This is a genomic window from Methylobacterium sp. Leaf104, from assembly GCF_001422885.1.
Classification (GTDB): Bacteria; Pseudomonadota; Alphaproteobacteria; order Rhizobiales; family Beijerinckiaceae; genus Methylobacterium.
Genome location: NZ_LMMZ01000001.1, coordinates 141,331 through 163,656, shown reverse-complemented (window position 1 = coordinate 163,656; position 22,326 = coordinate 141,331). Strand labels below are relative to the sequence as shown.

At 69.6% G+C, this 22,326-nt stretch carries 16 protein-coding genes; 6 read left to right on the top strand and 10 right to left on the bottom strand.

All coding sequences use genetic code 11. The annotated features are described in order from the left end of the window. Positions 1-25 precede the first annotated feature (25 nt). From ASF49_RS00760 to ASF49_RS00745, 4 genes are all read left to right on the top strand, one after another. Entirely contained in the window at positions 26-3,331 is a 3,306-nt protein-coding gene (locus ASF49_RS00760) for an error-prone DNA polymerase (RefSeq protein ID WP_431739883.1), read from the top strand. Between the two features lie 91 nt (positions 3,332-3,422). After that, a complete protein-coding gene (locus ASF49_RS00755) occupies positions 3,423-4,454 on the top strand; it encodes a sensor histidine kinase (RefSeq protein ID WP_056466221.1) in 1,032 nt (343 codons plus the stop codon). A gap of 36 nt (positions 4,455-4,490) precedes the next feature. Then, a complete protein-coding gene (locus ASF49_RS00750; protein ID WP_056466218.1) occupies positions 4,491-4,946 on the top strand; it encodes a hypothetical protein in 456 nt (151 codons plus the stop codon). Between the two features lie 260 nt (positions 4,947-5,206). Beyond that, positions 5,207-6,823, top strand: coding sequence for an FAD-dependent oxidoreductase (locus ASF49_RS00745; RefSeq protein WP_056466215.1), 1,617 nt, complete (start codon positions 5,207-5,209; stop codon positions 6,821-6,823). A gap of 64 nt (positions 6,824-6,887) precedes the next feature. Here the strand turns inward: ASF49_RS00745 and fae are convergent, their stop codons facing one another. Further along, positions 6,888-7,427, bottom strand: a complete 540-nt coding sequence (fae, locus tag ASF49_RS00740; protein ID WP_056466213.1) for a formaldehyde-activating enzyme — start codon at positions 7,425-7,427, stop codon at positions 6,888-6,890. Positions 7,428-7,631: 204 nt separating this feature from the next. On the opposite strand from fae, the gene ASF49_RS00735 reads away from it, so the two are divergent. Further along, positions 7,632-7,847 (top strand): hypothetical protein, encoded by a 216-nt coding sequence (locus ASF49_RS00735; RefSeq protein ID WP_056466210.1) that lies wholly within the window; start codon positions 7,632-7,634, stop codon positions 7,845-7,847. Here ASF49_RS00735 and ASF49_RS00730 read toward each other — a convergent pair. From ASF49_RS00730 to ASF49_RS00690, 9 genes are all read right to left on the bottom strand, one after another. Next, positions 7,844-8,290, bottom strand: coding sequence for a hypothetical protein (locus ASF49_RS00730; protein ID WP_056466207.1), 447 nt, complete (start codon positions 8,288-8,290; stop codon positions 7,844-7,846). The two genes, ASF49_RS00735 and ASF49_RS00730, sit on opposite strands and share 4 nt — an antisense overlap. 152 nt (positions 8,291-8,442) lie before the next feature. Beyond that, positions 8,443-12,195 (bottom strand): methionine synthase, encoded by a 3,753-nt coding sequence (gene metH / locus ASF49_RS00725; protein ID WP_056466204.1) that lies wholly within the window; start codon positions 12,193-12,195, stop codon positions 8,443-8,445. Positions 12,196-12,333: 138 nt separating this feature from the next. Then, complete coding sequence (metF, locus tag ASF49_RS00720; protein ID WP_056466200.1) at positions 12,334-13,251, bottom strand: methylenetetrahydrofolate reductase [NAD(P)H]; 918 nt, start codon at positions 13,249-13,251, stop codon at positions 12,334-12,336. A gap of 84 nt (positions 13,252-13,335) precedes the next feature. Further along, positions 13,336-14,355, bottom strand: a complete 1,020-nt coding sequence (locus ASF49_RS00715) for an ArsR/SmtB family transcription factor (RefSeq protein ID WP_056466197.1) — start codon at positions 14,353-14,355, stop codon at positions 13,336-13,338. Between the two features lie 77 nt (positions 14,356-14,432). Continuing rightward, positions 14,433-15,332 carry an ROK family protein gene (locus tag ASF49_RS00710; RefSeq protein ID WP_056466194.1) on the bottom strand — a complete coding sequence of 300 codons (900 nt, stop codon included), beginning with the start codon at positions 15,330-15,332 and terminating at the stop codon, positions 14,433-14,435. Positions 15,333-15,356: 24 nt separating this feature from the next. After that, positions 15,357-16,760 carry a dicarboxylate/amino acid:cation symporter gene (locus ASF49_RS00705; protein ID WP_056466191.1) on the bottom strand — a complete coding sequence of 468 codons (1,404 nt, stop codon included), beginning with the start codon at positions 16,758-16,760 and terminating at the stop codon, positions 15,357-15,359. A 442-nt stretch (positions 16,761-17,202) separates the two neighbouring features. Next, positions 17,203-18,144 (bottom strand): hypothetical protein, encoded by a 942-nt coding sequence (locus tag ASF49_RS00700; protein ID WP_056466189.1) that lies wholly within the window; start codon positions 18,142-18,144, stop codon positions 17,203-17,205. 311 nt (positions 18,145-18,455) lie between these two features. Further along, positions 18,456-18,881, bottom strand: coding sequence for a peptide-methionine (R)-S-oxide reductase MsrB (gene msrB / locus ASF49_RS00695; protein ID WP_056466187.1), 426 nt, complete (start codon positions 18,879-18,881; stop codon positions 18,456-18,458). A 77-nt stretch (positions 18,882-18,958) separates the two neighbouring features. Next, entirely contained in the window at positions 18,959-20,113 is a 1,155-nt protein-coding gene (locus tag ASF49_RS00690; protein ID WP_056466184.1) for a YihY/virulence factor BrkB family protein, read from the bottom strand. Positions 20,114-20,579: 466 nt separating this feature from the next. Between ASF49_RS00690 and ASF49_RS00685 the strand changes: the two genes are divergently transcribed. Continuing rightward, positions 20,580-22,277 (top strand): methyl-accepting chemotaxis protein, encoded by a 1,698-nt coding sequence (locus ASF49_RS00685; protein WP_056466180.1) that lies wholly within the window; start codon positions 20,580-20,582, stop codon positions 22,275-22,277. The last annotated feature ends 49 nt before the right edge of the window (positions 22,278-22,326 follow it).

The window sequence follows — 22,326 nt, the reverse complement described above, 5'->3', positions numbered from 1 at the left end:
GAGGGAGATGACGTCGATGTCCGGGCTGCCCGCCTATGCCGAGCTCGCCGTCACCACGAACTTCTCCTTCCTGCGTGGGGCCTCGCATCCCGGCGAGATGGTGGGTCAGGCCGCCGAGCTCGGCCTGCACGCCATCGGCATCGCCGACCGGAACACCCTGGCGGGGGTGGTGCGCGGCCATGCCGAGGCGAAGCGGCGGGCCGCGGCCGGCGAGCCCGGCATCCGCTTCCTGCCCGGCGTGCGCCTCGTCACGCACGAGGGCTTCGAGGCCGTGGCCTACCCGATGGACCGGGCCGCCTACGGCCGCCTGTGCCGGCTCCTCACCCTCGGCAACCGCCGCTCCGAGAAGGGCCTATGCCGGTTCGACTTTTCGGAGCTCCTGGCCGCCAGCGAAGGCCAGATGCTGATCGCGGTCCCGCCGGAGCGCCTCGGGGACGAGGATCCCTTCCTCGGCCATGTCCGCCAGCTCGCCGCCGAAGCCCCCGGCCGGGTCGCCCTGGCGGGGAGCCACCGGCGGCGGGGCGACGAGCGCCGCCGCCTCGGGCGCCTCGCCGAACTGGGGCTGCGCCTCGGCGCGCCCCTGGTGGCGGTGTCGGACGCGCTCTACCACCACCCCGACCGGCGCCCCCTTCAGGACATCGTCGCCTGCATCCGCGAGGGCTGTACGCTGAACGGGGCGGGCTACCGCCTGGAGGCCAATGCCGAGCGCCACCTGCGGCCGGCCGAAGAGATGGCGCGCCTGTTCGCCGACCATCCCGAGGCCGTCGCCCGCACGATCGAGATCGCGCAGGCCTGCGACTTTTCCCTCGACGAACTCAAATACGAGTATCCCGACGAGCCGGTCCCCCCCGGCTTCGGGGCGCAGGATTACCTCACCCACCGGGTCATGGAGCGCGCAGGCTGGCGCTATCCCGACGGCATACCCGAACAAATCGTGAACACGATCCAGGACGAGCTGCGCCTCATCGCGAAGATGGACTATGCGCGCTACTTCCTCACCCTGTTCGACATCGTCGAGTTCGCGCGCAAGCGGGGCATCCTGTGCCAGGGGCGCGGCTCGGCGGCCAATTCCGTGGTCTGCTACTGCCTCGGCATCACGGCGGTCGACCCCACCGAGATCCGCCTGCTCTTCGCCCGCTTCATCTCGGAGAACCGGGCCGAGCCCCCCGACATCGACGTGGATTTCGAGCACGAGCGCCGCGAGGAGGTGATCCAGTACCTCTACGACCGCTACGGCCGCGACCGCGCCGCGATCTGCGCCACGGTGATCCACTACCGTCCGCGCAGCGCCATCCGGGAAGTCGGCAAGGTCCTGGGGTTGCCCCCCGACATCACCGGTGTGATGGCCGACACGGTCTGGGGCTCCTGGGGCAAGGACCTGCCCGACGCGCATATCCGTCAGGCCGGCCTCGACCCGGACAACCCGTCGATCCGGCAGGCGCTGGAACTCGCCCACGCGCTGATCGGCTTCCCGCGCCACCTGTCGCAGCATGTCGGCGGCTTCGTGCTGACCCGCGGCCGCCTCGACGAGACCGTGCCGGTGGGCAACGCCGCCATGGCGGACCGCACCTTCATCGAGTGGGACAAGGACGACATCGACGTGCTCGGCCTGATGAAGGTCGACGTGCTGGCGCTCGGCATGCTGAGCTGCCTGCGCCGGGGCGTGGATTTCCTGGCACGGGACTACGGGCACGACTACCCGACCCTGGCCGACCTGCCGCGCGAGGACGAAGCCACCTACGCGATGCTGGCCGAGGCCGATTCCGTCGGCGTGTTCCAGGTCGAGAGCCGGGCGCAGATGTCGATGCTGCCGCGCCTGAAACCGAAGGAATTCTACGACCTCGTGGTGCAGGTGGCGATAGTCCGGCCGGGGCCGATCCAGGGCGACATGGTCCACCCCTACCTGCGCCGGCGCCAGGGGCTGGAGCCCGTCAGCTACCCCTCCCCCCATCCCGCGCACGGTCCGGCGAACGAACTCGAGGACGTCCTGAAGCGGACCTACGGCGTGCCCCTGTTCCAGGAGCACGCCATGCAGATCGCCATCACCGCGGCCGGCTTCCAGCCGCACGAGGCCGACGGCCTGCGCCGGGCGATGGCGACCTTCCGGCACAACGGCCAGATCGTGAACTTCCGCACCAAGTTCGTGGAGGGCATGGTGGCACGGGGCTACCCCCGCGACTTCACCGAGCGCTGCTTCAAGCAGATCGAGGGCTTCTCCACCTACGGCTTCCCGGAGAGCCACGCGGCGAGCTTCGCCCTGTTGGTCTACGCCTCGGCCTGGATGAAGTGCCGGCATCCCGACGTCTTCCTGGCCGCGATCCTGAATTCCCAGCCGATGGGCTTCTACCAGCCGGCGCAGCTCGTGCGCGACGCCCGCGCCCACGGGGTCGAGGTGCGCGGCGTCGACGTCAATGCCAGCGCCTGGGACTGCACCCTGGAGCCGGCCTCGGAACCGCCGCCGCCCGGCATCGCGCGCCGCTTCGCCGTGCGCCTCGGCCTGCGCCAGGTGAGCGGCGTGCCGCGGGCCGCGATGCACCGCCTCGTCGCGTTGCGGGGCAACGGCTACGCCAGCATCGAGGGCCTGCAGGCGGCCCTCGCCCTGCCCCGCAACGCCCTGGAACGGCTGGCCGAGGCGGATGCATTCCGCTCCCTCGACCTCGACCGGCGGGCCGCCCTGTGGGCGGTGCGAGCCCTGGAGGGCAGCTCCGCCCGCAAGGCCGCCCTGCGGGCCGATGGCGACCGGCGGGCGCATCTCCTCGACGCGCCGATGCCGCTCTTCGCCTTCCACGCCGATGACGGACTGTTCCGGGGCGAGCCCTTCGTGGCCCTGCCCGCCATGGCGGCCTCCGAGCACGTGGCGGAGGATTACGCCGCCACCGGCCTTTCCCTGAAGGGCCACCCGGTGGCGTTCTTCCGGACGCGGCTCGCCCGGATCGGCGCGATCCCCGCCCGCGACCACCACGACGGGACCCGCGTCGCGAACAACGCCCGGGTCACCGTGGCGGGCCTCGTCCTCACCCGGCAGCGGCCGGGCACGGCGCGCGGCACCGTGTTCCTGACCCTGGAGGACGAGACCGGCATCGCCAACGTCATCGTCTGGCGCGACGTGTTCGAGGCCAACCGCGCGACCGCCATGGGCGCGCGGTTCCTCGCGGTGCGCGGCCGGGTGCAGCGCCAGGGCCTCGTGGTGCACCTGCTGGCCGAGCAGTTCCGCGACCTCTCGGCGGCCCTGCGCGATCTGCGCGCCGGAGGCCTGCGGCTGCCGCCCGAGACCACCGATTTCGGCGTGCCGGAGGATCGGCGCATTTACCGCAGCCGCGATTTCCATTGAGGCCGAATCGCGGCCGCGGACCGGAGCCGCTGGTCACGGGGACCGGCCCAGACTAGAGCAGTTCCAATCCCTGACGAGACCGACGACCCTGTTGCGATCATCGACACACGTACCCTGGTGGAAAGGCTGGCAGGTCGTCCATGCGACCGAGCGGCTGCGCGCGCGCCCGTGGCTCGGCGAGGGCGCCGCCGTGGCCGCGTCGAGCCTCGCCCTCGGCCTGCGCTTCGCCCTCGACGACGTGCTGCCACCGGGCTTTCCCTACCTGACGTTCTTCCCGGCCGTGATCCTCACGACCTTCTTCTTCGGCCTGCGGCCGGGCATCACCTGCGCCGCCCTCAGCGGGCTCGCCGCCTGGTACTTCTTCATCCCACCCGCCAGCACCTTCATCATCGACGGGCCGACCGCCCTGGCCCTGTGCTTCTACGTCTTCATCGTCGCCGTCGACATCGCGCTGATCCACGTCATGCACCGGGCGGGCGAGCGGCTGCGCGCCGAGCGGCAGATCTCGGCGGGCCTCTACGAGCAGCAACGCACGATGTTCCAGGAGCTGCAGCACCGGGTCGCCAACAACATGCAGTTCGTGGCCGCCCTGCTGACCCTGCAGAAGCGCAAGGTCGGCAACGATCCGAAGGCGGCGCTCACCGCCCTCGACGAGGCGCGGGTGCGACTCGAAACCATCTCGCGCATCCACCGCCGCCTCTACGACCCGAGCAGCATCGAGCGCCCGGTCGGGCAGTACCTCAAGGAACTCTGCACCGACCTCCTCGACGCCACGGGGGCCCAGAACATCGTCTGCCTCGTCGACACGCCGCCCCTGCGCTTCGATCTCACCCAGCTCACCACCCTGTCGCTGCTGGTGGTCGAGGTGGTGACCAACGCCCTGAAGCACGCCTTCCCGGACGGCCGGCGCGGCACCATCACGATCCAGCTCGAACGGCTCGATGCGGAGCGCCTGCAGCTCACCATCGCGGATGACGGGCGCGGCATGCCGGCGGATTTCGATCCGGACACCACCCGCAGCCTCGGCTTCCGCATCGCGCAGGGCCTCGCCGGACAGCTCGGCGGCCAGCTCGCCTACAGCAATGCGGGCGGCACGGTGGTCCGGCTCGTCTTCATCCCCTGACACCCCCCCTTCCGACCGGACAGCCGGAGCCCGCCCATGCGACTGCGTAGCGCCCTCCTCCCTCTTCTCCTCGGCGCGAGCCTGCTCGGCCCCGGCCGCGCGCGGGCCGACGAATGCGATGGCCTCGCCGCCCGGATCGCCGGCGCCATGGGCGGAAAGGTCGGCCGGCGAACCGGCCCGAGCATCGACCTACGAGTACCCGGCGGCCTGAAGCTCGACCTGACCTGCCGGGCCGAACCCATCGTGCAGGCGGCCTCCTCCGACCCGACGCCCTCGGCGGCCTACTTCGCCGACCTCGCCCTGGCGGCCGAGATCGTGGTCGGCGAGAGCGCCGGCGCGGTCCAGACCGCCATCGCCACGGCGCACGCCACCGCCCTGAAGGAACGGCGCAAGTCCTTCATCCAGCAGAACGGCTGGTCGGCGAGTTGCTACACCGACAGCAGCGGCTCGATCCGGACGCTCTGCTCGGTGGGGCGGATCCCACCGGGGTGATCCGCGGCGCGCGCGATGCGCGTCGCAGCTCCGCGAGCCTTCGCTGCCGGCCTCCGGAGGCGGCGGAACCGTATCCGGCGCCGTTAGGCCAGCAATACCCGCGGCATCGTAGGAGGCCGTGCAGGCATTCGTCATGCGCCCGCAGGCAAGCTCGTGAACGAGCGACCGGGGCGGTGATTTTTCGCGTTCGCACAGCTTGTCTGTCACGGAGGCGTGATCGATGCTGCATTGCACCGACCCCGATCCGACGGAAGCCACACATGGAAACGATTGGCCGTGACCTGCGCGAGATGCAGCGGGTTCCCCTCGCCGCCTCTCACGTCACCGCTCTTCGGACCGCCGGAACGGAGCGGCTCTACCCGGCCGGGACGTTCCTGGCCCGTGCCGGCGAACCGGCCGACCGCTTCGTCTATGTCGAGGACGGCGAGGTCGAGGTGGTCAACCCGTTCACGGACGAACGCCACCTTCCATCCACCCTCGGACCGACGCAGTTCATGGGCGAGATCGCGTTCCTGAACGGCGGCAACTGGTCGATGCCCATGCGGGCGGTGCGGGATACCCGGGTGGTCGAGGTGCCGCGGCTCGCGATGCTGCGGCTGATGTCCGAGATCCCCGAGATGTCGGACATCGTCATCACGGTCCTGGCCGCGCGGCGGCGGCGCCAGCTCGATTCGCAGGACGGCACCCTGGTGCTCGTCGGCGAGGACGACGATCGAGCCGTCCGCCGCATCGCGGAATTCGCGAGCCGCAACCGGCTGCCCTATCGCTCCTACGCCCTGGGCAGCCCGGACGCCGTAGCCGTCGCGACGAGTTGCGCGATCGCCTCCGACCGGCCGGCCGTGATCTTCGGCCGTGAGATCGTCGTGGCGGACCCGACCCCCGACAAGGTCGCGCAGCTGCTGGGCCTCAACCACGACCTCATCGACGACGAGGCCTTCGACGTGCTCATCGTGGGTGGCGGCCCGGCCGGCGTGGCCGCCGGCGTCTATGCCGGCGCGGAAGGCCTGCATGCCCTGGTGATCGAGGATATCGCGATCGGCGGGCAGGCCGGCACGTCGAGCCGGATCGAGAACTACATGGGCTTTCCGACCGGCATCTCCGGGGCGGACCTCGTCTGGCGGGGCGAGGTGCAGGCGCTGAAGTTCGGCACGCGGTTCGCGATGCCGCGCCGGGTCGCCAAGCTGGAACGCCTCGCGGACGGCACCTTCTGCGCGACCTTCGACAACGACCAGCGCGTTCGCGGGCACGCCATCGTGGTGGCCACCGGCGTCCAGTACCGCCGCCTGCCGATCGATCGCCTCGAATCCTTCGAGGGCGCCGGCGTCTACTACGCCGCGACCGAGATCGAGGCCCGCTACTGCAAGAACGCCGAGATCGTCATCATCGGTGGCGGTAACTCGGCGGGTCAGGCGGCGATGTTCCTCAGCCGCTCGGCCGGGCATGTCCGCCTGCTGGTGCGTGGGCCCTCGCTGGCGACCTCGATGTCCAGCTACCTGTCCAGCCGGCTGGAGGCAGACCCGGCGATCACCATCGAGTACGGCGCCGAGATCAGCGCCCTCCACGGCACGGACCGGCTCGACGCCGTGACGATCCGCAATGTGGGCGACGGAAGCGTCCGCACCCTCCCGACCTGCGCAGTGTTCGTGATGGTGGGGGCCGCCCCCAACACCCGCTGGCTCTCGGGCCTCGTCGACCTCGACCACCACGGCTTCGTACTGACCGGGGAGGCCATCGGCGCGACCTCGCCCTACGCCACCTCGCAGCCCGGGATCTTCGCGGTCGGCGACGTCCGCGCCGGTTCCGTCAAGCGGGTGGCGTCGTCGGTGGGCGAGGGCTCGGTCGTCATCTCCAAGGTCTGGGAGCATGTCCGCGCCTGAAGATCGTCCTGCTGCGGACGCGAACGCGGAGGTTTCGAAGCCTCCGCGCACCATCTGGAAAAGCTCAGTACTCGATCACGTCTTCCAGGGCGTAGTGCTTCACCGTCTTCCGGTTGGCGATGAGCTCGTCGATCGTCGGTTCGCCCTTCATGGCGCGGGCGATGGCGAGTTTCGTCGCCTCGTAGTTCGTCCGGTAGAGGTCCTTGCGGTCGACGTTCGGGTCGGATCCGCAGCGCTCGTCCAGCCAGATCATGATGATCATGCAGAGCTCGTCGAGCCCGTCCTTGGGCAGGACGCCCTCGATCACGCAGTCGATGATGGCGTCGCCGGTGGCCGCCTGAACCACACCGCCGAGCAATTCGGCATACTCGGCCGTATGAATCGTGACCTTCGTCGTCATGATCGTGGCCGGGCGCACGAGCTGGTTGAGGTCGCGCACCACGAACATCCGGGTGTGGCCCTGGACCTGGCCCATCATGCCGGCGAAGGCGTGGCCCGCCGGACCGCGGGTCGAGCCGATCAGCACCTCGGGCATCGCGTCGGTGTACTGTCCTTCGGCCGCGAGCACGGTCGCCTCGCCGGTCCGGAACCAGATCTCGGACATGGGGTCTTCCTCCACTGTATGGTTGCCACGCCCGGAGGCCGGGATGGGTCGGGGCGCACAAACACCAGGGGGCGGCACGGCGTCAATCGCGGGCCGCCTTCCGCGGCCCCTGGCCTCGCGCCGGCGGATCGGTCATGCAGGACCGGTCATGCGGGATCGCCGTCGACCGGGAGAGTCGGCGGCACGGGAGAGGTGCGAGAGCCCATGAGCGGAGAACGGGACTGGAGCATCGCGGTGGCGGCCGCGCCCGACGGCGTCCGGATCGAGATCGGGCTGCCCGGCATGAGCGGGGCGCCGGTCACGGCGATCCTGGCCCTCGACCGGGACGAGGCCCGCACCCTGGCGCGGGCCTTGCTGGCGGCCTCCGGCGACGCGATGGAGCGGACGTTTCCGCGCGCCTCCGGTTCAGGCGAGCCTTAGAGACCGACGCGGTTGCTGCGGCCCGGCAGGGTCTGCACCTTCGTGTCGCGGGGCTCGACCGGCCCGGCACAGATATAGGTGAACTCGGTCTGCAGATCGGTGAACACGGCCTCGCCGCGGATCCGGCAATCCTCGCGCCCCGTCTCGTTCAGGTAGGTGCGCGCCGCCTCGCGGAAGCGCTTGACCCGGGTCAGGGCCGGGTCGCCCCCGGCGAGCGCATCGTCGATGCCGCAACCCGTGGTCTCGCGCAGGGCGTTGGACACGATCAGCATCTTGCGCACCCGGCGCTGGTCGTAGACCTCGTAGGGGTCCTTGCAGCCGATGGTGACGACCTGGGGCGTCACGCTGACATAGGTCTTCGAGATATAGGCGAAGCCCGTGCAGCCCGAGGCGATGAGGCCGAGCGCGACGGTGGCGACGAGGGAGCCGGTGAGCCGGTACACGATCGGGGCGCCCTTCGCTGGTCTCGGGCCATGGTTGAGCCGGGCCGGCATTGAAGCGCAGCCGCGCCCACGGTCAAGCCTCGCCCGGCCACACTCCAGCGGTTTCGGGTGCCGCCGCCCCGCCGGAGGGGGGAGACGGCGGCACCGGCACCCTACTCGGCGGCGGCCGCGAGATAGCGGGCCGGGTCGTAGTTCAGGATCGGGCCGAGCCAGCGCTCGACCTCCCGCAGGTCCATGCCCTTGCGGACCGCGTAATCCTCGACCTGATCGCGCTCGACCTTGGCGACGCCGAAGTAATGCGCCTCCGGGTGGGCGATGTAGAGGCCCGAGACCGAGGAGCCCGGCCACATGGCGTAGGACTCGGTGAGCTTCACGCCGATGCGCGATTCCGCCTTGAGGAGGTCGAACAGCGTGACCTTCTCGGTGTGGTCGGGTTGCGAGGGGTAGCCGGGGGCGGGACGGATGCCGGCATATTCCTCGCGCACGAGGTCCTCCGGCGTGAAGGTCTCGTCGGCGGCGTAGCCCCAGAACTCGCGGCGGACCCGCTCGTGCATGCGCTCGGCGAGCGCCTCGGCGATGCGGTCGGCCAGCGCCTTGACCAGGATCGAGCGGTAATCGTCGTTGGCCCGCTCGAAGCGCTCGGCGATGCGCACCTCCTCCAGGCCCGCCGTGACGACGAAGCCGCCGACATAGTCGGCGATGCCGGTCTCGGCCGGGGCCACGAAGTCGGACAGGCAGGTATTGGCGCGTCCGTCGCGCTTCGTCAGCTGCTGGCGCAGCCCGAAGAAGGTCGCGAGCGTCTCGGACCGGCTCTCGCCGGTATAGAGCGCGATGTCGTCGCCCACGCTGTTGGCCGGCCAGAAGCCGATGATGGCCTTCGGGTTGAACCAGCGCTCGGCGACGATCTGCGCCAGCATCTCCTGCGCGTCGTCGAACAGGGCCTTGGCGGCCGGCCCCTGGTTCGGGTCCTCGAAGATCGCCGGGTAGCGGCCCTTGAACTCGTAGGTCTGCAGGAACGGCGTCCAATCGATATAGGGCACGAGGTCGGCGACCTTGTAGGACGAGTAGACCCGCACGCCGGTGAAGCTCGGCTTCTTCGGCTGGTACCCCGTCCAGTCGATCTCGAATGGGTTGGCGCGGGCCTTCGCCAGCGGCAGGCGCTGCTTGTCGAGCTCCGAGCGGGCATGGGCGTCCGAGACCTTGCGGTACTCGGCGCGGATGTTGGCGATGGTCGAATCCCGCGTCTCCTTCGAGAGCAGGCTGGAGACGACGCCGACGGCCCGGCTCGCATCGGTCACGTAGACGGTCTGGCCCCGGTTGTACGAGGGATGGATCTTCACCGCCGTGTGGACGCGGCTCGTGGTGGCGCCGCCGATGAGGAGCGGCACGTCGAAGCCCTCGCGCTCCATCTCGGCCGCGACGTGCACCATCTCGTCGAGCGACGGGGTGATGAGGCCGGACAGGCCGACGATGTCGACGTTCTCGCGCTTGGCGACGTCGAGGATCTTGGCCGCCGGCACCATCACGCCGAGGTCGATGATCTCGTAGTTGTTGCAGGCGAGCACGACGCCGACGATGTTCTTGCCGATGTCGTGGACGTCGCCCTTCACGGTCGCCATCAGGATCTTGCCGGCGGCCTGGCGCTTGCCGTCGCCGCCGTTGGCGAGCTTCTCCGCCTCCATGAAGGGCTCGAGATAGGCCACCGCCTGCTTCATCACGCGGGCCGACTTCACGACCTGCGGCAGGAACATTTTCCCGGAACCGAACAGGTCGCCGACCACGTTCATGCCCGCCATGAGCGGGCCCTCGATGACGTGGAGCGGGCGCGCGGACTTCAGGCGCGCCTCCTCGGTGTCGGCCACCACGAATTCGGTGATGCCGTTGACCAGCGCATGCTCCAGGCGCTTCTCGACGGGCGCCTCGCGCCAGGACAGGTCGGCGGTCTTGGCCTGGACGCCGCCGCCGGACTTGAAGCGCTCGGCCGCCTCCAGCAGGCGGTCGGTGGAATCCTCGCGGCGGTTGAGGACGACGTCCTCGCAGAGCTCGCGCAGCTCGGCCGGGAGCTCTGCGTAGATCGCGAGCTGGCCCGCATTCACGATGCCCATGTCCATGCCGACCTGGATCGCATGGTAGAGGAACACCGCGTGCATCGCTTCGCGCACGGGCTCGTTGCCCCGGAAGGCGAAGCTGAGATTCGAGATGCCGCCCGAGATGTGGGCGTGGGGCAGCGTCTCGCGAATGGTCTTCGTGGCCTCGATGAAGGCGACGCCGTAGCCGTTATGCTCCTCGATGCCGGTGGCCACCGCGAACACGTTGGGATCGAAGATGATGTCTTCCGGCGGGAAGCCGATCTCCTCCGTCAGGACCCGGTAGGCCTTGCTGCAGATCTCGACCTTGCGCTCGTAGGAATCGGCCTGGCCCTGCTCGTCGAAGGCCATCACCACCACCGCGGCGCCGTAGGAGCGGCAGACTCGGGCATCGGCGATGAACTTCTCGACGCCCTCCTTCATGGAGATCGAGTTCACGATCGCCTTGCCCTGGACGCACTTGAGCCCGGCCTCAATGACGTGGAACTTCGAGGAATCGATCATCACTGGCACGCGCGCGATGTCGGGCTCGGCGGCGACGAGGTTGAGGAACTCCACCATCGCCTTCTCGGAATCGAGCAGGCCCTCGTCCATGTTCACGTCGATGATGCTGGCGCCCGCCGCGACCTGGTCGCGGGCGACGTCGAGGGCGGCGGCGTAATCGCCGGTGGTGATGAGCTTCCTGAACTTGGCCGAGCCGGTGACGTTGGTGCGCTCGCCCACGTTCACGAAGGGGATCTCCTTCGTGAGCGTGAAGGGCTCCAGGCCCGACAGGCGCATCAGGCGGGGCACCTCGGGGATGGCACGGGGCTTCACGCCCTCCACGGCCTGCGCGATGGCGCGGATGTGGTCCGGCGTGGTGCCGCAGCAGCCGCCGACCATGTTGACGAGGCCGGCGGTGGCGAACTCGCCCACCAGCTTGCCCATGGCCTCGGGGCTCTCGTCGTAGAGTCCGAACTCGTTGGGCAGGCCGGCATTCGGATAGGCGCAGACCAGGGTGTCGGCGATGCGCGACAGCTCCGAGATGTGGCCGCGCATTTCCTTGGCGCCGAGCGCGCAGTTCAGCCCGATGGTGAGCGGGCTGGCGTGGCGGAGCGCATTCCAGAACGCCTCCGGGGTCTGGCCCGAGAGGGTGCGGCCGGACAGATCGGTGATCGTGCCCGAGATCATGATCGGCAGGACCATGCCCCGCTCCGCGAACACCGCCCAGGCGGCGGCGACCGCGGCCTTGGCGTTCAGCGTGTCGAAGATGGTCTCGATCAGGATGAGCTCGGCGCCGCCATCCATCAGGCCGCGCACCTGCTCCTCGTAGGCCTGGCGGACCTGATCGAAGGTCACGGCCCGGTAGCCGGGATTGTTCACGTCGGGCGAGATCGACAGGGTGCGGTTCGTCGGGCCGATGGCGCCGGCCACGAAGCGGCGGCGGCCGTCCTGCTTTTCGGCCAGGGCCGCGGCCTCGCGGGCGAGGCGCGCGCCTTCCGCGTTCAGCTCGTGGATGATCGATTCCATGCCGTAATCGGCCTGGGCGATCGTCGTGCCCGAGAAAGTGTTGGTCTCGCAGACGTCGGCGCCGGCCAGGAAGTAGTCCAGGTGAATCTGCCGGATGGCGTCGGGCTGGGTCAGGATCAGGAGGTCGTTGTTGCCCTTCTGGTCATGGCCGTGATCCGGGAAACGCGTGCCACGGAAGTCCGCCTCGCCGTAGCCGAGGCGCTGGATCACCGTCCCCATCGCTCCGTCGAGGACGAGGATTTTCTCGCCCGCACGCTGGCGCAGGGCGGCTTCGATCTCTTTTCCATCGACGGGGCGTAGGTCGGTCATGGGTTTCTCACGCGTCATTCCGGGGCCGCGGAGCGGCGCCCGGAATCCAGAACCGCGACGGGTCCGGAGAGTGAAGTTCGACAGGGTCGGCGTGTCGGGATCCCGGGCGCGCCTTCGGCGTCCCGGAATGACGTCGGGTCAGGCCGCCTCGGCCGCGACCTTGGGCGCCTGGGCCCGCAGGCCGAGCACGTGGCAGATGGCGTAGACGAGGTCGGAACGGTTCATCGAGTAGAAGTGGAAGTCGTTGACGCCGTGGTCGACGAGGTCGAGCACCTGCTCGGCGGCCACCGCCGCCGCCACGAGGCGCCGGGTCTCGACGTCGTTGTCCAGGCCCTCGAACCGGGCCGCGAGCCAGTACGGCACCGAGGCGCCGGTGCGGCGGGCGAAGTTCGCCGCCTGCTTGAAGTTCTGCACCGGCAGGATGCCGGGGATGATCGGGATGTCGATGCCGGCCGCCCGCACCTTGTCGACGTAGCGCAGGTAGATGTCGTTCTCGAAGAAGAACTGCGTGATCGCCTGGTCGGCACCGGCATCGACCTTGGCCTTCAGGGCGTCGATGTCGGCATCGAGGGAGGAGGCCTCCGGGTGCTTCTCGGGATAGGCCGAGACCGAGACCTTGAAGTCGCCGATGCGCTTGATACCGGCCACGAGGTCGGAGGTCTGGGCGTAGCCACCCGGATGCGGCCGGTAGGCGGTGCCGATGCCGTCCTGCGGGTCGCCGCGCAGGGCCACGATGTGGCGCACGCCGGCATCCCAGTAGGACTGCACGACGGCGTCGATCTCCTCGCGGGTGGCGTCGACGCAGGTCAGGTGGGCGGCCGGCTGGAGGCTCGTTTCCTTGACCATCCGGGCGACGGTGTTGTGGGTGCGCTCGCGGGTGGAGCCGCCGGCGCCGTAGGTCACCGAGACGAATTTCGGCTGCAGCGGCGCGAGGCGCTCGATCGAGGACCAGAGGATCTTCTCCATCTCCTCGGTCTTCGGCGGAAAGAACTCGATGGAGACCCGGATCGGACGATAGCTGTCGCGGCTGGCGCGATGGTGGGAAGCGGATGGCATCGGGTCGTCCTCTATGTCGGTCGGTTCAGACGGGCGTCGAAAGGTTTGGCTTAAAAGGGTTTCACTGGCCGCGGGATGCCGCTCTCAGGCGACGGCCAACTCCGGTTCGAGCGCGGGCGCCGCCATCTCGGCCGCATCGGTGGCGAGCCAGAGCGTCACGGTCAACTGGTCCTCGACCTCGCCGGTGGGGGCGAGGTCCCGGGTGGTGACGGTGGGCAGGCCCGCATCGTTCAACCAGCCCGTCACCTGCTCGGGCGCGAAGCCGAGCCGGCGATGGGCCTGGGCCTCGCGCAGGAATTCGAGGTCGTGGGGAGCGAAATCCACCACCAGCAGGCGCCCGCCGGGCGCGACGAGGCGGGCCGCCTCGCGCAGGGCGCGGGCCGGATCGTCGAGGTAGTGCAGCACCTGATGGACCACGACGAGGTCGAACCCGCCGCGCCCGAAGGGCGGCGCGTGGATGTCGCCCTGGCGCAGGTCGACCCGCGACAGGCCCATCCGCTCCAGGTTCGCCCGCGCCACCGAGAGCATGGCGTGGTTCGAGTCGAGCCCGACCGCGCGGGCGGCGCGTCCGGCCAGGAGCCCGAGCATGCGCCCGGTTCCAGTGCCGAGGTCGACGAGGTTCTGGATCGGCCGGTCGCCGAGCACGTCGAGCACTGCGGCCTCGACGGTCGCCTCCGGCACGTGCAGGGAGCGCAGGCGGTCCCATTTCGGCGCGAGGCGGGCGAAGAAGGCCTGGGCGGCCTCGGCCCGCTGGGCGCGCACGGCCTGCAGACGGGCGAAATCCTCGGAGAGCGGCGCGCGGGTGGCGTCGAGCCCGGCCACCAGCGGCTCGACCAGGACGGCGCGGTCCTCGACCAGGCGGAAGAAGGCCCAGGCGCCCTCGCGATGGCGCTCCACCAGACCCGCCTCTACGAGCAGCTTGAGATGGCGCGAGATGCGCGGCTGCGACTGGCCCAGGATGTCGGTGAGATCGGAGACCGAGAGTTCCCCGGCGGCCAGCAGCGCGAGGATGCGCAGGCGCGTCTCCTCCGCCGCCGCCCGCAGGATGGCGAGGGCGTCGGGAAACGGCAGGGCCGTCGTCGGCGAAGAACCCGTGTTAGACATAAAGATATCTTTATGTGAAAACGAGAGCCCTGACAAGCGTCTCCGGCATCAGCTTCGGCCGCAGCGCCGCCGGCGCGTCAGGGCGCGTTCCAGAGCCAGGCCGCCCCGCGGACGCCCGAGGCATCGCCGTGCAGACTCGCGCGGATCGGCGTGTCGAACGCATCCGAGAACACGTGCGGCGCCACCCGCGCCGGCAGGCCCGCGAGGATCTCCGGCACGCGCGAGAGGCCGCCGCCGATGACGACGACGTCGGGATCGAGCAGGTTGATCACCTGGGCCATGCCGCGCCCGAGGCGATCGAGGTAGCGTTCGAGGGTCACCCCGGCCTCGACGTCGCCCGACCGCAGGGCCGAGATCACGGCCTCGCCGCGCAGCATCGCCCCCGTGCGGCGGCCGTGATCGGCGGCGAGCGCTGGGCCGGAGACCCAGGTTTCGAGGCAGCCGTGCCGGCCGCAATAGCAGGCGGGGCCGGGGCGCTCGTCGTCGCGGGGCGCGGGCAGCGGGTTGTGGCCCCACTCGCCGGCGATCCGGTCGCGCCCCGAGAGGGCGCGGCCCTGCAGGGCGATGCCGGAGCCGACGCCGGTGCCGAGGATGATGGCCCAGACGACGGGCAGGCCGGCCCCGGCTCCGTCGATGGACTCGGACACGGCGAGGCAGTTGGCGTCGTTCTCCAGGCGCACCGGGCGGGCCAGGGCGCGCTCGAGATCCCGGGCGAAGGGCCGGCCGTTCAGCCAGACCGAGTTGGCGTTCTTGACGAGGCCGGTGCGCGGCGAGATCGCGCCGGGCATGCCGATGCCGACGGTGCCGGTGGCGCCCGCCTGCGCCTCCAGGTCCCGCACCAGATCCGCAATGGCCGCGAGGGTCGCCGCGTAGTCGTCACGCGGCGTGGCGACCCGGTGCTCGGCCCGGGTCGAGCCATCGGGCGCGAGGGCGATCCCGGCGATCTTGGTGCCGCCGAGATCGATGCCGATGCGCAGGGTTTCGGACAGGTCCGGGTCCCGTCAGCGCGCCGCGGCCGGGATCGGAGCCGCCGGGCTCGCGGCGGTGCCCGAGTCCATCTCGGGGGCGTGGTCGGAGATGTCGGTGCCGATCGAGACCGGATGCGCCATGACCTGGCGCAGCTTCTCCGTGTCGAGTTCGCCCTCCCAGCGGCTGACCACCACCGTGGCGACGCCGTTGCCGATGAGGTTGGTGATCGCGCGGCACTCCGACATGAACTTGTCGACGCCGAGGATCAGGGTCATGGCCGCCACCGGCACCGGGTTGTTGGGGATGGCGCTCAGCGTCGCCGCCAGGGTGATGAAGCCCGCGCCGGTGACGCCGGAGGCGCCCTTGGAGGTCAGCATCGCCACCAGGATGATCGTGGCGTACTGGCCGAAGGACAGGTCGGCTCCCACGGCCTGGGCCAGGAACAGCGAGGCCAGGGTCATGTAGATGTTCGTGCCGTCGAGGTTGAACGAGTAGCCCGTCGGGATCACGAGGCCGACCACCGAATCCGAGGCGCCGAGGCGGCGCATCTTCGTCATCATGTGCGGCAGCACCGTCTCGGAGGACGAGGTGCCCAGCACGATGAGGAGTTCGTCCTTGATGTAGGCCAGGAACTTGAAGATCGAGAAGCCGGCCACCCGGGCGATGCCGCCGAGAACCAGGATCACGAACAGGAACGCGGTGACGTAGAAGGTGCCGACGAGCCAGGCGAGGTCGATCACCTTGCCGATGCCGTACTGGCCGATGGTGAAGGCCATGGCGCCGAAGGCGCCGATCGGCGCGAGCTTCACCACGAGGCCGATGATGCGGAAGAAGATCTGCCCCATCGTGTCGATGGCGTGGGTGATGGCCTCGCCGCGCTGGCCCATGCCGGTGACGACGACGCCGGTGAGGATCGAGATCAGCAGCACCTGCAGCAGGTCACCGGTGGCGAAGGCGTCGAAGAAGCTCTTCGGGATCAGCGCCATGATGTGGCCGGTCACCGAATCGTCGGCGGCCATCTTGGCGTATTTCTCGACCGCCTTGCCGTCGAGCTTCGTCACGTCGGCGTTGAAGCCGGCGCCCGGCTTGACGACCTCGCCGACCAGGACGCCGATGAGCAGCGCGATGGTGGAGACTACCTCGAAGTAGACCAGTGCCTTCAGGCCGACGCGACCGACCTTCTTCAGGTCACCGATCGAGGCGATGCCGTGCACGATGGTACAGAAGATGATCGGCGCGATCATCATCTTGATCAGGGCAATGAAGGCGTCGCCGAGCCACTTGACCGACTTGCCCCATTCGGGATGCAACCAACCAAGGAGCACGCCGAGAGCGATCGCGATCAGAACCTGGATATAGAGTACCTTGTACCAGGGTTCCTTGACCGGACGAGGGACTGCGGCCGGTGCCGTTCCATAGGTCGTCGTCTGGGCCATGATCCCTCCCGCTGCGCTCTGCGCAACCCACTGATTGTTAATCCCGACGCTAGCCAGTTTATTCGCGCCGCTCAATCGCAGGCGGTGGTCAGCGATGACAATCGGCGAGGGCTTACATGCCCTTCGCGGTCAAAGGGGCGGGAGGACGCCCTCCGGTGCGGGCAGGCCGGCGCCGGAGGGCGCACGCAGCCGTGGCGCCCCGGTCCGGCATCGGTGGCCGATGTCAGGCGACGAAAGGCACCGCCAGTCCGAGCCATGGCAGGGAGGGACGGACCGGGAGGGGCGCGCCGGCGGTGTGCGATCCGGAGGAGCCGAGGCTGGAGCGGCCGGCGCGACGCGCACGGATCCCGGGCGCTGCGCGCAGGATCTGGGGACGATGCCCCGGATCGGCGGTCGCCCTCCCCTCGGCGAGGGCGACCGGGCCGTGGACCCGTCCTTCGGATCAGGTCTGCTGCGTGCGGCGCGGACGGACGGTCCAGCGCTCGAATTCGGCGGCGATATCGTCCTCGCCGCGCGCGCCGCCCTTGGACTGGGGCTGCGGATTGCCGAGGGCCTGCGACAGACTCTCGATCACGTCGTCGATGCGCGAGTCGATGTGCGACGGGGTCTCGGCATGCGCTTCGGTCGCACCGGAATCGGGCTGCGCATGGGCCTCCGCGGCTTCGGGCTCGGCGACGACGTGCCCCTCCACCGGGGCAGGCTCCGCGGGCGGGGGAGCGGGCACGGGCACCACCTCGGCAGCGACCGGGGCCGCGGCCGCGCCGCTGCCCACGACCCGGCGCAGGGCCTTCATCGTCCCGTCGCCCTCGCCGCTGGCGCTGCTGCTGGTCTTCGGAGCGCCAAAGCGGCCGAAGCCGAAGCGCGGCTCGACCAGGTCCAGCACGGCATCAAGGGCGGCGTTGGACAGGGCGATCTCGCCGGGTTGCGGCACGCCCTGGAGGGCGACCGCGTGGCGGTCGTAGCTCGGATCGCCCGAGACCTCGGGGCCGAACCAGGACGGCACCGCGAATGCCTGCGCCTCGTCGGCTCCGTCGAACGACACGCTCACGAGGTCGAACTCGCCCGGGGCCACGTAGCGGTCGATCAGCGCCTCGCGGCCGCCCCCGAGGGCCAGGGCCGTGCGGTCATAGGCGGCCTTGCCGGAGCAGACATCCATCAGCGCGTCGCCATGGGCGCGCGGCACGTCGGTGCGCTCCTCGCTCGCGGTGCCGTCCGGGGCCGAGGTCACCAGGACGAGATGGCAGGTCTGCCCGTCGACCCGGACGTAGGAGACCCGACCGGCCTGGGGCGCGAAGTAGCCCTCGGTGATCCGGGCGCCGCCGCGCTCCTTGCGGATGAGGCGCACCAGGGAGGGGGCCACGAGAAACCGGCGTACGAGGCTCATCGACATTCTCCGCGAGGTCGGTCGGCCCGGGGGCGTGGGTCCGGGCAGACGCTGACGTCAGGGCCGCAGACCTCCGACGACGCGAGGCGGGCGGACCGGGTTCCGGGTGTCCCCGCGCCGGGCCGGCGGCCCTCCACGTGGAACGATGACGTAGGCTATGATCTATGATCATTCCCAGCCGCGCCGGGACAGATCGGCCAATAGTTCGTCGTTCCGGACTAAGCAAAACGACGGCGAAATCAAGACCATCCTCGCCGCCGCACCGCCTCGGGCCTCGCTCCGTCCCCACCGAAACACGGCGGAGGGGCGCGTCATGCCTCCGGTTCGAAGCGCAGCGAGAGCCCGTTCATGCAATACCGTAGACCGGTGGGCGGCGGCCCGTCGTCGAAGACGTGGCCGAGATGGCCCTTGCAGCGGGCGCAATGGACCTCGGTGCGGGTCATCCAGTGGCTGCGATCGACGGTGGTCTCCACCGCCTCGTCGAGGGGGTCGAAGAAGCTCGGCCAGCCGGTGCCGCTCTCGAACTTGGTGCCGGTGACGAAGAGCGGCGCGTCGCAGCCCGCGCAGTGGAAGACGCCCGGGCGCTTCTCGGCGTTGAGGCAGCTGGTGCCGGCGCGCTCGGTGCCGTGCTCGCGCAGCACGCGGTACTGGTCCGGCGTGAGGCGCTCGCGCCACTCCGCCTCGCTGCGGGCCTGGATCTCGTCCAGGGACTGTGAAGACGTCGAAGGGGAAGACATCGGGCCTGTGTGCTCCTCAGGGGCTCGGGGGGCTGCCCCTTAGATAGGCGCCCGGCGCCCGCGTGGGGAGACCGCCCTCAGGCCACGGCCCCGAGCGTGTCGGCCATCCGTGCCCGGCGCGCGCCCATGGGCAGCTCGGGTCCGGTGGTGGTGTCGCGCGCCGTCTGGTGCTCCATCTCGGCGTTGATCTCGCCGCCGAGCAGAACGATCGTGGTGGAGATCCAGATCCAGGTCATGAAACCGATGGCCGCCCCGAGGGAACCGTAGGTCTCGTTGTAGTTGCCGAAGCTGGAGACGTACCAAGAGAACAGGATCGAAGCGCCGAGCCAGAGCAGGCCGGCCACCGCGCCGCCGACGCCGACCCAGCGCCAGCGCGGGCGCTCGCGGCTCGGACCGTAGCGGTAGAGCAGGGACAGGCCCCCGAGCAGGACGAGCAGGAGGGCCGGCCAGCGCAGCAGGGCGACGAGCCAGGCGGTGTCGCTCAGGCCCACGAACGTGAACACCACCGGCAGCACGACGATGCCGGTGAGCGCCAGGATGGTGAAGATCAGAGCCCCGATGGTGAAGGTGAGCGAGCGCAGGTTCAGCATGATGAAGGAGCGCTTCTCCTCCTCCTCGTAGACCACGTTCAGGGCGTCGAACATCGCCTTCATGGCGGCATTGGCGCTCCAGAGGGAGAGGAGAAGGCTGGTGAAGAAGGTCAGTCCGAGGCTGCCGGTGCCCTTGGCGGCGATGCGCTTGACCTGGTCGCCGATGATCTCGATGGCGCCGGATGGCAGCACGCCCTGCATGCTGGCCAGGTGCTCGTTGATGGAATTCACGTCCGCCACGAGGCCGTAGCAGGAGACCAGCGCGGCGACGGCCGGGAACAGCGAGAGAAGGGAGTAGAAGGTCACCCCCGCCGCGACCGAGAGCACCCGGTCCTGATTAAACTCCAGGTAGACCCGGTAGAGGATGTCCTTCCAGCCCGAGGCGGTGATCTCGGCGGGCGAGCGCGCGGCGCGGCCCCGCTCGATCTGTGTGGCTGCGACGTAGGCCGCCGCCGTCCCCTCGTGCGAGCGGGCGCCCCGCTCCGTCGAGGGCGGATCCGGCGCGACGGCGGGACGCGTCCGGGTCGCGCGCCCGGATGCGGCCGCGAGCGCGATCAGCGTGGTCCCGAGCAGCAGCGTCCACAGAACGGGATTCGCCGCCTCGCCATCGGGTGCGGGACTGCGGCGGAGGGAAGAGGGCATGGCGGGACCGGAACGGGATGGACGGCGCTTTGGCGCCTCGTCGTCTCGGCGCCCGGGATCAACGTGACGCAGGCTTGACCGTTCCGGCTCCGACCACTCGTCCACGGGCTTCCGCGTCGCGCCCGATTTCGCAAGCTCATCGTCTCATCGGCCGAGTTCGGCGCAGACGAAGTGATGGCGGACTCGACTGGAACGCGCTGTGTACTTCCTCGACGGCGTCAGCGCGTAGCCCTGAATCTTCCAGGCATCCCGGCCGGAGGCGGACACGCCTCGGGTTCCACACAATCAAATCCAAGGAAAGCTCGGAAGATGACACCCAAGTCAGGATGACTGCACATCTCCCAGAGATAGATACTATAACCGCAAACCCTAAAGACATAAAGTGTATTTTAATCAAAAACCATCAATCTTCCGCATCACGAAAGCTCTCCTGTTCGATCGCCTTTCAACTCGCGGAGCCAAGCACGTGCGTTTCGTCAATCGAGTCAGCATCCTGGCGAAGATCGCCCTCCCCCTGTTCGCCCTGGGGATCCTCGCCGTCGGGCTCGTCCTCTACGCCCGGATGTCGATGAACCACATGGCCGACCAGGCGAAGCAAGTGATCGAAGTCCTCAGCGTGCGGCAGGAATCGTACCTCAAGATCCAGCTGAACATCGCGGACGCAGGCCTGCTGGTCCGGAACATCATCCAGGAAACCGAAGAGGCCCCGATGGCGCGATACAAGGCACAGTATGTGTCGACGGAGAAACGGGCGCTGGACATCATCGATCAGCTGATCGCAATGACCGAAACGCCGGAACGTCGCAAGATCGGTGAGAATCTGCGAAGCCTGGCACAGACTTATTTCGCGGTCATCGCCCGAGCCATGGAGCATGGGCTCCGGAACGAGAATACGATCGCAACCCAGATCGTCCAGCGCGATGCGCAACCCGCCCGGTACAATCTCAACAGCTTCGTGGAGCAGCGCTTGCAGCGGGTCACGGAGGAGATGAAGGCCGGCAAGCAGGCACTCGAGGCAGGCATCTCCACCGCGGTCGAACGGCTGGTCACCGCCACCGCCATCGGTCTCGGTCTGGCCGCCCTCCTGTGCGGCGCCATCGTGGTGTTCGGAATCACTCGGCCGCTCGGCCGACTGGTCTCGATCCTGAACCGCATGGCCCGGGGTGAGATCGATGCAGAGATCCCGGAGGCCCGGCGCGGCGATGAGATCGGCGCCGTCGGCAAGGCGGTGGACGGCATCAAGGCGATGGTCGCTCGGAAGAGCGCGGAAGAGGCGCAGATCCGCCGCCTTGCCGACGAGGCCGCCATCGCCGCACGCCGCGCGACGATGATCGAACTTGCGGACAGCTTCGAGGGTGCCGTGGGCGGCATCATCGGCATGGTCTCCGCGTCGTCCACCGAACTGCAGGCGACGGCGGGGACCCTGACCACCACCGCCAGCGAGACCGCATCGCAATCCATCACCGTGGCGGCGGCGGCCGAGGAAGCCTCCGTCAACGTGGGCACCGTGGCGGCGGCGGCGGAGGAACTCGGCAACTCGGTGCAGGAGATCGGCCGGCAGGTCTCGAACTCCTCCCAGATGGCTCAGTCCGCCGTGACCGAGGCGGACACCACCTCGGCCCTGGTCCAGGAACTGAGCGGTGCCGTATCGCGGATCGGCGACGTGGTGAGCCTGATCTCGACCATCGCCGGCCAGACCAATCTGCTGGCCCTCAACGCCACCATTGAGGCGGCCCGCGCCGGCGAGGCCGGCCGCGGCTTCGCCGTGGTCGCGGCGGAAGTGAAGGAACTCGCCAACCAGACCGCCCGGGCCACCGAGGAGATCGGAAGCCAGATCGGCCATATCCAGGGGGCCACGGGCCAGGCGGTCTCGGCGATCGGCTCGATCACGACGCGCATCCGCGACATCAGTGCGGTGGCGACGGCGATCGCCGCAGCGGTGGAGCAGCAGAGCGCCGCGACGCAGGAGATCGTCCGCAACGTGGCCCAGGCCTCGGTGGGCACCGCGGAGGTCACCACCACCATTTCGGGCGTCGCCCTCGCGGCCGAGGAGACCGGTGCCGCCGCGAGCCAGGTCCTGGGGGCCGCGGGCGAACTGTCCCGCCAGTCGGAGCATCTCAGCGCCGAGGTGCAGCGTTTCCTCGGCACCGTTCGCGCCGCCTAGCGTCCGGACGTCGCGCGGCCCATTCGGACCGTGCGGCCCCACCCAGGCG